Here is an 11,410-nt window from a genome sequence, read left to right on the forward strand (position 1 = left end):
AAAAGACAGATGCATTTTGTTGCATCTGTCTTTTTGTGTTTTAAAAGAAATATCGCACGCCTTTGACCTTGCGCAGCAGCGTGACGAGGACATCGGTAACCAGAAAGATCGCAAGCGTATACGCTGGAATGCCCAGAACAGCCGGCCAGGCGGTCATTTGGAACTCCCTGTGCAGGATGTTGAGGAACACGGCATGCAGCAGGTAAATGCCAAAGGAATTGCCCGAAATGTGTGTCACCACCCGGGTCAGCGTTTCGGACAGGCGTGGGATGCGCAGGAAAAGCAAAAAAGCGGCCGCGGATTCCACAAAAATGAGCGGATTGCGGTATTCAAAAAAGTGTTCGTTGTGCGTGCCTTCGAGCAGCGTCGCGCCCCCGGTGAGCAATACGCAGGCCAGGCACGAGGCGACCAACACGGCTGCCAAGGTGCGGGTGCGCAGTTTGATTTTATCGCGATACTGGAACAGCACATAGCCCAAAAAGAAGGAGGCAAAATACCGGCCTTCGCTGACCAGCGGGATGCCGTATTTGGCGTCCAGCGGTGTAAACGACAGGATGTATTCCCCGCCTACCGCGATGCCCAGCAGCACAAGCAGCCAGACAGTCAACGCCGGGGTCAGCTGCCGCACCAGCGCCTGAATCAGCGGCAGCGCCATATAGATGGCCAAAATCGCATATAAAAACCACAGATGGGTGCTCGGCGGCGTAGCCAGCACCTTGCGGAACGAATACGGGGTCTGCAAATAGGTGGTCGTCCACACCAGATAGAACAAAAACCAAACGGCTGTGACCAGCAAATATTTTCGCACGCGGTACAGGCTTTTTTTCAGTTCCGGTTCCCTTCCGGCCAGCAGCGCACCACTGATCATAAAAAAGAGCGGCACCGAAATCCGGGCCACGGCATTGACCAGCAACGCGGTCCAATAGCTGAACTGGGATAAATCGGGGAAACTGCGGTTGTAGATATTGCTCACATGGATGGCAATGACCAAGATACAGGACACCGCGCGAATGATCTCAAAATGCAGATTCTTCTTCATGGGCTTTCTTCCTTTCCGGCTGGCCTGAAAAGCCAGATAATATCTTACTGTCCGGTCTGGCATCTGTCAAGCCTTTCCCGTCAGAAAAGGCCTTGACAGCGATGCCATATCCCGAGTAAGATGGAGGAAACTGCTTTTTTAGGGAGGAAGTCCATTCATGTCCACACCGCTTGTCAGTATCGTGGTCCCCATCTACAATGCGGCGCCCAATTTGGCCGGCTGCATCCAGAGCATCCGCAAACAGCGGTATGAAAATCTGGAAATCCTGCTCGTCAACGACGGCAGCGAAGATGTCAGCCTGCCCATCTGCGACATGTATGCTCGTATCGACCCGCGCATCACAGTCATCAACCGTCCCAACAGCGGTGTTTCTGCCACCCGCAATTATGCCATCGAACACGCCCATGGCGACTATCTGCAATTTGTCGACAGCGACGACTGGCTGGACCGCAACGCGACCCGTCTGCTGGTCGAGCGCGCGCTGGAGACCGACTGCGACATGGTCATTGCCCGCTACTGCCGGGTAGACGGTGAAAAACAAACCGTACACGGTTTTCTCAACGAAGGTCCGTGCCTGTCCCAGCGAGATTTGGCACGCTATCTGCTCGAGGAACCGGCCAGCTTCTATTATGGCGTAATGTGGAACAAACTCTACCGCCGCAGCATCATCGAAAACCATCACATCCGCTGCAACGAAGAAATGACCTGGAGCGAAGATTTCCTATTTAATCTGGAATACATCCGCTATGCGAACTCGTTTTGTGCGCTGGAGACCCCCATCTACTATTACCGCAAAAACAACAAGAGCATCACGGCCACCAAAGTCAATTTTCTCAATGCCGTCAAGGTCAAGACCAGCCTTTTCCCCTACTACAAGCAGCTGTATACCGACATCGGTTTATATGAGCCGTTCAAGCCCCAGATCTATCGCTATCTGGTATCCACAGCCGAACACAGCTAACCTTCCGCCCTCTGCTGCCATGCCGCAGAGGGCGTTTTTTCCTTGACAAATGTGTCCCCGGCCCTATAATGGAAAGAGAAGGGGATTTCCCCACCAGCCGCCTGTGCGGTTCTTTTTTTATTTTGCTTGGGAGGAGATCCAATCATGACGCTTGGCACACTTTATCTGGTTGCAACGCCCATCGGCAATCTGGGCGATTTTTCTCCGCGTGCCCGCCAGACGATGGAGGAAGTCGACTTCATCGCCGCGGAAGATACCCGCGTGACCAAAAAACTGCTGTCCGCTTTGCAGCTTCCATCCAAGCCGCTGGTCAGCTATTTTGAACACAACCGCCGCCAACGCGGCGAAGAGATCCTGGCCCGGCTGCTCGCCGGGGAATCGTGTGCGCTGGTCACCGATGCCGGCACCCCGGCGGTGTCCGATCCCGGCGAAGACCTGGTGGCTCTATGCGCCCAGCACGATGTGCCGGTCATCCCAGTGCCTGGCTGCTGTGCCGCCGTGTGCGCGCTGGCGGCCTCCGGCCTGCCCACGGGCCGCTGGTGCTTTGAAGGCTTCCTGTCGGTCAACAAAAAGGCCCGGCGCGAGCATCTGGACGCCCTCAAGGACGAAAAGCGCACCATGATCTTTTATGAAGCGCCGCACAAGCTACGCCAGACGCTTGACGACCTGCGCGCCGCCTTTGGCGATGCGCGCCGCATCTCGCTTTCGCGCGAGATCACCAAGCTGCACGAAGAGACCCTGCGGTTGACGCTGGCCGAAGCGGTCGACTACTTTGCCGAAAACGCGCCGCGCGGCGAATTTGTGCTCATCCTCGAAGGCGCGCCCGACCTGCCGCCTCAGGAGGATGACCGCATGGAACGCGCGCTGGCCGCCGTACAAGCACGGCTGGAAGCCGGGGAAACGCTCAAGGACGCAGTCAAAATGGTATCGGCCGACCTGGGCGTCAAAAAGAATGCGCTCTATCAGGCCGCGCTCAAAGAATGAAAAAAATCCGGACCCATGGGTCCGGATTTTTTATCGCTTGATGCGGTGCGGCTGCCCGCCTTCGTACAGCTCTTTGCGAATGGCTGCAAACATATCTTCGGCCATGCGCAGATAGCGCCGTACTTGCCGTTCACTTAGGTCGAGCGGCAGGTCGGTCGGGTACCGCGTTTCGATGTACAGATTGTTGAGGGCCGCGCTTTCATCCAGCCATTCGGTGAACCGTTCATCGGCCTGCACAGCTTGGCGGCAGAGGTATGTCAGATTGTGTCCATCGAAATGGCGGCCCGTCCGAAAGAGCAGATAGCCTTTGAGCGCCTTTTCGATGGCCTGCTGGCAATGGAATGCGATATTGGACGGGTCCCCGCCCCAAGTCAGCAGGATGCGCGCTGCCTGCAAATCACACAGTGCTTTGTCCAGCCACTTGTAATAGTACATGCTGTCCCGTCCGCCCTTGCGGCTACGACTCATACAGCACCGTACCTTTCTCGGCGATCCATGCCGCATAACTGTCCGGGTCTTCGCTCAGCTCCTGCCATTCCGCATGGGTATACAGATTGATGTTGATCTGTACATCGAGCGGCATATGCAGATACAGCCGCCGGAGCACTTCGGATTTATCACAGTCGGGCACCACGATGCACAAGCTAGCGGCTTTGAGCCGTCCGCTGGATAAGCCCCGCTTGGCGCCATGCAAAATGACCTTTTCCGGGCTGCACAGTTCCAAAAGCCCGTGGAGCAGTTCGTTTTTTTCCTTGTCGTCCATCGTCGTTCCCTCCTTTGTGTCTTATGCGAAAGAAGCCAGCCGTGCGGCGGCTTCAAAGCGGCTCTTGCCGTCGACCGTGCCAAAGACGCAGGTCAGCCCGCCTTCCTGTTCGCCGACCGACAGCGTGATCGCCTCGCCCGGCATACATTCGGCCGTATAATTGACCTGTATCTCGGCTACAAACGTATTCTCCCGGCGGTCAAGTTCCAGACCGTCGCATACCACGTCTACGATCTTGACGTTGTTCATATGGCCGTTGATGTCCAAATCGGAATACCGCACCGTGTGGACGTGATGCTCATGCAGCACGCCGCAGGCCAGCTTGCCCGGCACGGCCGGGCACTGGCCGGGTACCAGGGCCAGATAATTTTGAGCCGCCGGGATCTGGGTAGGCCGCAGGATGTGATGATGCACCGGGTCGAGCACCACCCAACTGGACAGCGCCTGGCCGATGCACACACCATCGACCCGCAGTTCAAACGCACGCAGCCAGGTCGCGCCCTTGATGCCCGCGCACCAGGTCTTGACCTGAATGGTCTCATGTACATCGACCGGCCGGGCCATCTGGCAGTGCAGGCGCGAGAGCACCCAAAGCGCCTGCAAATCGTCCCGGCCCAGGTGCAGCGCATCGGCATGCACGGTCGCCGCGTCCTGCATGATGTCGAACAGCGCCGATGGCCGCGCAATGCCGTGGTTATCGATGTGGCCAAATGTCAGCGGATAATCCTTTTCTAAAAACTGAATCATGATCCGGTTCGCCTCCCTTAGCGGATCAAGGCATTGAGAAACAGGGTAAACGCCCCGGCGAAGGTGAGTACTTCTTCGTGGGTGGGGAATGCGTTCTCCGGGGTATGGTCCTGACTGTACCACTCGGTCAGATCATTCAACAGGCCATCCACGGTTGTCAGCGAGCCATATCGGAAAAAGACTTCACCTGCAACATCGGACCGTGCGGCCAGATATTCCAGCGATTCAAAGATGGGTTCGGTGGTGGGCCAGGTCGGCGGATTGGCGTCATGGCATTTGTATGCCGCCAGACCGATATACAGCTTGACATCGGTGTCCTTGGTCTGCTCGATCCACCAATCGGTCAGAGTAGCGAAGTTTGCCGACGGGTGACCGATCTCCCAATAGATCTGCGGGATGATATAATCGACTGTGCCAGCCTCAATCCAGGCCAGGCTGTCGGCATAGGCCTTTACATAGCTTTCGTTGCCGCCGTTGGTCGCAGAGCCGCGCGGGTCGGTCGACTGGTTGGCCCAGACGCCCGCCGGGCTGATGCCGAATTCAATGTCCGGGTCGATGTCGTGCAGTTCTTCATCCAGCATCGCAACCAGCGTATTGACGTTATCACGGCGCCAGTCATCGATGTTGTCAAAATCTGCGCCGTATTTCTGATAGGTCGCTGCATCGTTGAAGTCGGTGCCCGGATAGAAATAGTCGTCCAGGTGGATGCCGTCGACATCGTAGTTTTCTACGATCTCGGCTGCGCCGTCCACAACCAGTTCGCGTACTTCCGGGATGCCGGGGTCATAATAATAGTTGCCGTCCGAGTATTTGACCGTCCAATCGGTATGGACCTTGGCCGGGTTGGACGGGTCGAGTTCGTCCCAGTTCTTATCCCGTGTGACGCGGTAAGGGTTGATCCAGGCGTGCAGTTCCAGTCCGCGCTCGTGTGCGGCTTCGACCCAATACTCAAGCGGATCGAAGTCGTTTTCCGGAGCAGTGCCCTGTTTGCCGGTCAGCCAGTGGCTCCAGGGGAAGATGTCCGAGTCATACAAGGCGTCTGAGGTGGGACGCACCTGCAAAAACACGGTATTGAGTCCCGCCTTGACGGTATTGTCCAGAATGGTGTCGGCTTCCTGCTTGAGGGTGTCGGCCGAAGTGGTGGTTTTGCTGGGGTAGTCCAGATTATACACCGAAGAGACCCACACGCCGCGCATCCGTTCTTCGGTATCCGCAGCCTGGGCAGTGGCAGGCAGCAAAAGCGCCAAAGAGAGAGCCGCAGCTACAATGTTGCGAAGTTTTTTCATAAGGTTCCCTTTCTACGGTTCGGTTAAAATGGAAAACGTCGGGCAAACTATCGTTTGCCTTTCTTTTTATCCTACCATTTTGTCTGTGTCTTGACAAGGGGTATTGACGCTGTTCCAGAAAGAAGGTATCATGGTTTTGTTCGGAGGTTTTTGATTCTTATGTATGATTTCGCAGAAAATACCGCGCCTGCCGTGCAAAAAAAGGTGTTGGCGCTCCATGATCTTTCCTGTTTCGGCCGCTCCTCGCTGGTGCCCATCACCGCCATCCTCAGCGTACTGGGCCACCAATGCGTGCCGCTGCCGACCGCTGTGTTTTCTACCCATACCGCCATCCCCGGCTGGGTCTGCCGGGACCTGACCGATTCCCTGCATCCCATGCTCGCGCATTTCGGCTCGCTGGACCTGCGTTTTGAATCGGTGTATTCGGGCTTTCTGGGGTCTGCCGATCAGATCGATCGGGTGGCCGAAGCGGCTTCGCTGAAAACGCCGGACGGTCTGTTTCTGGTCGACCCGGTCATGGGCGACAATGGCGCTGTCTATACGACCTATACCCCGGAGATGACCGCGCGGATGAGCGAACTGTGTGCGCTGGCCGATCTTATTACCCCCAATGTGACCGAAGCGGCCATCCTGCTGGGCAAGCAGCCGGATACCATTGTACGCGACCGCGCCGAAGCCGAAGCCTGGGCACTCGAACTGGGTGGCCGGTATCAGGCGCAAGTGGTGCTTACCGGGCTCAATCTGCATCCGGGCAAACTCACGGTCGCCTGCTGCGCGGGCGACAAGACCGAATTTGTCGAGCACGACTGCATCGACGGCTTCTTCCCCGGCACGGGCGATATCTTTGCCTCGGTCCTGCTGGGCGACTTGCTGGGCGGCAGGGCGCTGACCGACAGCGCGGCACGGGCGGCTGCCTTTGTGCGATCCTGCATCGCGTTTACCGTATCCCGAAATGCCGACCCCATGCGCGGCGTTTTGTTTGAACCGCTGCTTAGGCAGCTTCTGCGTCCACTGGGCGCTTGACCGCAAAAGGCGCGCCTTATACGGCGCGCCTTTTTTGAGAAAATTGAGCATTTACAATGCGGATGAAAAACAGAGCATGGCCACACATAACACTAATACGACCAAAAGCAACCCCGAAGTCTGATATTTTGACCATTTTTTCATAACAATCCCGTTCCTTCCCTTGTCTCAATTCCTTATTTTTATTATACTGCATTTTTGTGGAAAGGATAAGGCTTTTCGCAGGCCAAATATCGCCAAACTTTCGGTTTCTTTTCTATACACAATGACTCGAATCGTAGGATTCCTGCAAAAAAAGCGGAGAGGTTTTGCCTCTCCGCTTTTTGTTTTAGATGGTTTCCACGTGCAGTGCCCCATCCTGCACCGATACATGCGCGCCGACGATCGCATGATCGTACGATTCGATCAGCTTGGCAGCCAGCGCATTTTCCACTTCCTTTTCGATCAGGCGGCGCAGGTTGCGCGCACCAAACTTGATCGAATACGACTTGTCGACCAGGTACTTGGTCAGGCTGTCGTCCCAGGTCAGGCGGATGTTCCGCTCGGCGAGGTTGCCTGCCAGATCGCCCAGCAGGATGCCTGCAATACGGGCAAAATCGTCCTCGGTCAGCTGGTTGAAGGCAATGATCTCGTCGATGCGGTTGAGGAACTCCGGCCGCATCAAATCTTCGAGCGCCTTCATCGCCTTGTCCTTGCCCTGCTCGCTGGCAGTCTTGCCAAAGCCGAGCGAGGTGGTCTTGCTGCCGCTGCCCGCGTTGGAGGTCATGATGATGACCGTATTTTCAAAGTTGACCATACGGCCATGGGCGTCGGTCAGGCGGCCGTCGTCCAAAATTTGCAGCAGGATGTTGAGCACATCAGGATGGGCCTTTTCGATCTCGTCCATGAGGATGACCGAATATGGACGGCGGCGGATCTTTTCGGTGAGCTGTCCGGCCTCATCGTACCCAACATAGCCCGGAGGCGAACCGATCAGGCGCGCCACGGTGTGCTTTTCCATGTATTCGGACATATCCAGCCGGATGAGCGATTCCGGGGTGTCGAACAGGTCGGTCGCGAGCGTCTTGACCAGCTCGGTCTTTCCCACGCCGGTGGGGCCCACGAACAGGAAGGATACCGGCTTTTTCTTGGGGCTGATGCCGGCCCGGCTGCGGCGGATGGCATCCGCGATTGCGTGGATGGCTTCATCCTGCCCGATGACGCGCTGCTTGAGCCGGTCTTCCATACCGGTCAGGCGCTCCATCTCCTGTGCCTGAATCTTGCTGGCCGGGATATTGGTCCACAGCTCAATGACCGACGCCAGATTTTCCAAATCGAGCACCGGACGCGGGGTGGATTCGGCTTCGTGCAGGCGGTTTTCCAGCTGAATCTCCTGCGAACGCAGTTCGGCAATGCGGGCATACCGCTGGTCAAGCTGTTCGCTGGTTAGGGTCTCCCCCTCGGGCGCATCGGCCGACATGAGGTTTTCCCGCTCCTGTGTGACCGTTTTCAGTTCGTCCTTAAGGTCGGCTGCCAACGACAGCATCTCGTTTTTGAGGTTCAAATCCGAGCACGCTTCGTCGATCAGGTCAATGGCCTTATCGGGCAAAAAGCGGTCGGTGATATACCGTTCGGACAGCTGCACCGCCTGTCGGCACATCTCATCCGGGATGGTGACAAAGTGGAAATCCTCATAATAGCTTTTGACACCCTGGAGGATGTCGGTAGCATCGGCCAGCGACGGCTCTTCGACCGAAACCGGCTGGAAGCGGCGTTCGAGCGCCGAATCCTTTTCGATATACTTGCGATATTCGTTGAAGGTGGTCGCACCGATGACCTGAATCTCACCGCGCGACAGGGCGGGCTTCAAAATGTTGGCGGCATTCATCGAGCCTTCCGAATCGCCGGCGCCCACGATGTTGTGTACCTCGTCGATGACCAGGATGATGTTGCCCAGTCGCTTGACTTCATCAATCAGGCCCTTCATGCGGCTTTCAAACTGACCGCGGAACTGGGTGCCTGCCACCAGGGCGGTCAGGTCCAGCAGATGGATTTCCTTATCGCGCAGCTTATACGGCACTTTGCCCTGTGCAATGCGCAGCGCCAGGCCTTCGGCCACGGCCGTCTTACCGACGCCCGGTTCGCCGATCAGGCAGGGATTGTTCTTCTGCCGGCGATTTAAAATCTGGATGACGCGCTCGGTCTCCCGCTCACGTCCGACGATGCGGTCAATGCGGCCATCGCGCGCCTTACCGGTCAAATCTTCGCAATAGGTGCTCAGGAACTTGCGCTTTTTATCGCGCTTGGGCTCCTTCTTGCGCTTGGATTCCGAACCGGACGATTCCTTCTTTTCCGGGTGGAAAATCTGGAACGGCAGCGGCATGGAATTCTTTTCCTCGTCCTCATCGTCCGCGCGGTCGTGGGGAGCGTCCTGCTCCTCGCCGTCGTTGCCAGCCGGTACCAGACCCGACAAATCGCCAAAGGCGCTGATTTCGCCCGCCAGGGCGTCCAGATCGGCATCGGTGATGCCCATCTGCTCCATCAGGTTATCGATGGGTTTGAGCCCCATCTCCTTGGCGCATTTCAGACACAAGCCCTCCTGGGTGGAGTTATTGTTCTGATCGATTTTTGTAATAAACACCACTGCGACGTTCTTACCGCAGCGGGAACACATTGGCATATTCATAAAAAGCATCCTCTCCTTTCGATCGGGACTAGATGGTGGGCAGCAGGCCGAGCAGGAATGCGGTCAGGCTGGTGCCCTCCACGCGGGTGGGACTCAGCCAGCCCAGTTCGCCAAAGGTGCTCGGCGAAAAGATGGTCAGCGCGAGCAGACCGAGCAAACACAGCACCAGGCCAAACACGGCGCCCAAGGCAAACCCGCCCAGGCCGTCCAAAAAGCCGATCGGCCCGATGCGGGTAACGATTTTGAGCGCTGTGGCGACCATATGCACCACCACGTTCATCACGATCAGGAAAATAAAAAACAGTAAGAAAAACGCCAGACTCTCGGCCATGGATGCCGCCATATCGGTGGCGGTGGTTTGCAGGGTGTCGGCGAGTTCGGGCATGCGGGACAGCAGATCGGTCGCGCGGATCTCAAACACCTGGCCGACGATCGGTGTGACCAGATAGCGAGCCAGCGCGGGCGCAATCAGCCGGGCGGCCAGGGTTGCGCCCGCCAGAGCGACGATCCGGCCCAAAAAGTTGCATACCGTACGCACCAGACCGCGTGAAGCGCCCAGGATCGCACTGACCAGAATAATGGCCAGCAAGATCAGGTCCGGCATGTTGAGCAGCCCTTGGAGAACCGAGGGCAGGGTTTCATAAATATCCATGGTTATTTCAATTCCTCCGAGGTATCCGACGCGGCAGAAACAAAGGTTGCTTGCTTGGGATACGTCAGCCAAACCCCGCCATCGCCGGTCAGGCCCACACCGCCGGCACCTGCCGCGCTGGTGTTTGCCCACAGCGGCCGCAGGGCGCTGTCATAAACGGTCAGTCCACTGCTCGTCAGCAGCGCCAAACGCGCGCCGTCATAATCAATGGCCTGCAATTCTTCTTCAATCGCCAGCGGTTCCGACTGGGCGCCGCTCGCCTCCAAAATGGTCAGCTCCGAACGGGCCTGACCCGAATAGGAGTGGATCGCCAGCGCCAATTTGCCGCCGCCGAAGCAATAGGCGTTCAGGTCATCGACCGAATAGGAGATCGTTGTAATGATCTCGCCCTTGCGGTTGATGATCGACGTGCTGTAATCGCCGACCACGGCCACCGTACTACCGTCCAGATAGCCGACCGCAAGCGGTACCACCGACCCCAGCGACACTTCGCTGATGATCTTTTCACTATCCAAATCGCGGAAGTACAGTTTGCCTTCCAGTTCGGTGCCAGTCTGCTGGAAAGCCGCAACCGCCAGCCCCTTGCCGTCCGGCGACAGAGCTGCTGCCTGGAAATAGGCATCCGGGGTTGCCCATTTGAAAATCTGCTTGCCGCCGCTGGAAAAGACGGTCACAGCCGATTTATAACCGGTTTCGTTGGTAATGAGCGCATAATCGCCGCTATCTCCCAGGCAGCCCGATAAAATCGGGGATTCCAGCTTCTGACGGCTGGCGACCAGCATACTTGATGTGAGCACTGCGCTGCTTCCCTCTCGGTCATACACCAGCACATAGCGGTCATTGACGCACAGTTCGGGCGATGAATAGCCGAGGGGCTCGGTCAGCTGGGTGCCGCCCGGCGTTTTTAACACCAGGTTATCGTTATCCGCCACAGCGACCCCATCGCCAAACGGGAGAATGGCCGCCGAATTGCCAGCTTCGTATCCGATGCGATCGCCCGCCTGGCCCGCCGAAAACCCAGCGGTCAGATAGGTGCCGATTTGCCGCAGCGATTCTTTGGAAAACAGCGACATATTGGCCGCAAAAAATAAGATGGCCGCCGCAATGGTCAGAAAGCCAAAAATCCGGTGCAGCCGCGCCACCACGCGCAGGCGTTTGTCAGCCGCGTTTCGGATCATCCGGCGGCGGGCCCGCCGGTCCACGCGGGCGGTATGCGGTTTTTGAACCATAGGGACTCCTTCCTCATTGTATCGCAGACGAACGGCAAAAATGTGAACAACTCATGAAAAA

General features: G+C 57.1%; 11 protein-coding genes. 3 read left to right on the forward strand and 8 right to left on the reverse strand.

Going from position 1 to position 11,410, the window contains the following annotated elements; genetic code table 11:
* Window positions 1-40 precede the first annotated feature (40 nt).
* Complete coding sequence (locus EFB11_RS12285; RefSeq protein ID WP_164706761.1) at window positions 41-1,039, reverse strand: acyltransferase; 999 nt, start codon at window positions 1,037-1,039, stop codon at window positions 41-43.
* 157 nt (window positions 1,040-1,196) lie between these two features.
* Here EFB11_RS12285 and EFB11_RS12290 point away from each other — a divergent pair, with 157 nt between their 5' ends.
* Together EFB11_RS12290 and rsmI are read left to right on the forward strand one after the other, a co-directional pair.
* The gene (locus EFB11_RS12290) at window positions 1,197-2,000 is read left to right on the forward strand and encodes a glycosyltransferase family 2 protein (RefSeq protein ID WP_122790491.1); all 804 of its coding nucleotides are present in this window, start codon (window positions 1,197-1,199) and stop codon (window positions 1,998-2,000) included.
* A 144-nt stretch (window positions 2,001-2,144) separates the two neighbouring features.
* Window positions 2,145-2,984, forward strand: coding sequence for a 16S rRNA (cytidine(1402)-2'-O)-methyltransferase (gene rsmI, locus EFB11_RS12295; protein ID WP_122790492.1), 840 nt, complete (start codon window positions 2,145-2,147; stop codon window positions 2,982-2,984).
* A gap of 30 nt (window positions 2,985-3,014) precedes the next feature.
* On the opposite strand, the gene EFB11_RS12300 is transcribed toward rsmI, so the two are convergent.
* The 4 genes from EFB11_RS12300 to EFB11_RS12315 are packed head-to-tail and all read right to left on the reverse strand — an operon-like array spanning window position 3,015 to window position 5,780.
* Window positions 3,015-3,452 carry a HEPN domain-containing protein gene (locus EFB11_RS12300; protein WP_122790493.1) on the reverse strand — a complete coding sequence of 146 codons (438 nt, stop codon included), beginning with the start codon at window positions 3,450-3,452 and terminating at the stop codon, window positions 3,015-3,017.
* Entirely contained in the window at window positions 3,442-3,747 is a 306-nt protein-coding gene (locus EFB11_RS12305; protein WP_122790494.1) for a hypothetical protein, read from the reverse strand. Before EFB11_RS12305 ends, EFB11_RS12300 begins: the two co-directional genes overlap by 11 nt.
* Before the next feature lie 21 nt (window positions 3,748-3,768).
* Entirely contained in the window at window positions 3,769-4,494 is a 726-nt protein-coding gene (locus tag EFB11_RS12310) for an acyl-[acyl-carrier-protein] thioesterase (RefSeq protein WP_122790495.1), read from the reverse strand.
* A gap of 17 nt (window positions 4,495-4,511) precedes the next feature.
* Complete coding sequence (locus EFB11_RS12315; RefSeq protein ID WP_122790496.1) at window positions 4,512-5,780, reverse strand: glycoside hydrolase family 10 protein; 1,269 nt, start codon at window positions 5,778-5,780, stop codon at window positions 4,512-4,514.
* Between the two features lie 159 nt (window positions 5,781-5,939).
* Here EFB11_RS12315 and EFB11_RS12320 point away from each other — a divergent pair, with 159 nt between their 5' ends.
* Window positions 5,940-6,803 (forward strand): pyridoxamine kinase, encoded by an 864-nt coding sequence (locus EFB11_RS12320; protein WP_122790497.1) that lies wholly within the window; start codon window positions 5,940-5,942, stop codon window positions 6,801-6,803.
* A 328-nt stretch (window positions 6,804-7,131) separates the two neighbouring features.
* Here the strand turns inward: EFB11_RS12320 and EFB11_RS12325 are convergent, their stop codons facing one another.
* The 3 genes from EFB11_RS12325 to EFB11_RS12335 are packed head-to-tail and all read right to left on the reverse strand — an operon-like array spanning window position 7,132 to window position 11,349.
* Window positions 7,132-9,468 (reverse strand): ATP-dependent Clp protease ATP-binding subunit, encoded by a 2,337-nt coding sequence (locus EFB11_RS12325; RefSeq protein WP_122790498.1) that lies wholly within the window; start codon window positions 9,466-9,468, stop codon window positions 7,132-7,134.
* A gap of 28 nt (window positions 9,469-9,496) precedes the next feature.
* Window positions 9,497-10,120 (reverse strand): CvpA family protein, encoded by a 624-nt coding sequence (locus EFB11_RS12330; RefSeq protein WP_122790499.1) that lies wholly within the window; start codon window positions 10,118-10,120, stop codon window positions 9,497-9,499.
* 2 nt (window positions 10,121-10,122) lie between these two features.
* Window positions 10,123-11,349, reverse strand: a complete 1,227-nt coding sequence (locus EFB11_RS12335) for a DUF5711 family protein (RefSeq protein ID WP_122790500.1) — start codon at window positions 11,347-11,349, stop codon at window positions 10,123-10,125.
* Window positions 11,350-11,410: the final 61 nt, after the last annotated feature.

Source organism: Intestinibacillus sp. Marseille-P6563 (assembly GCF_900604335.1).
In the GTDB taxonomy this organism is placed as follows: Bacteria; Bacillota; Clostridia; order Oscillospirales; family Butyricicoccaceae; genus Butyricicoccus_B.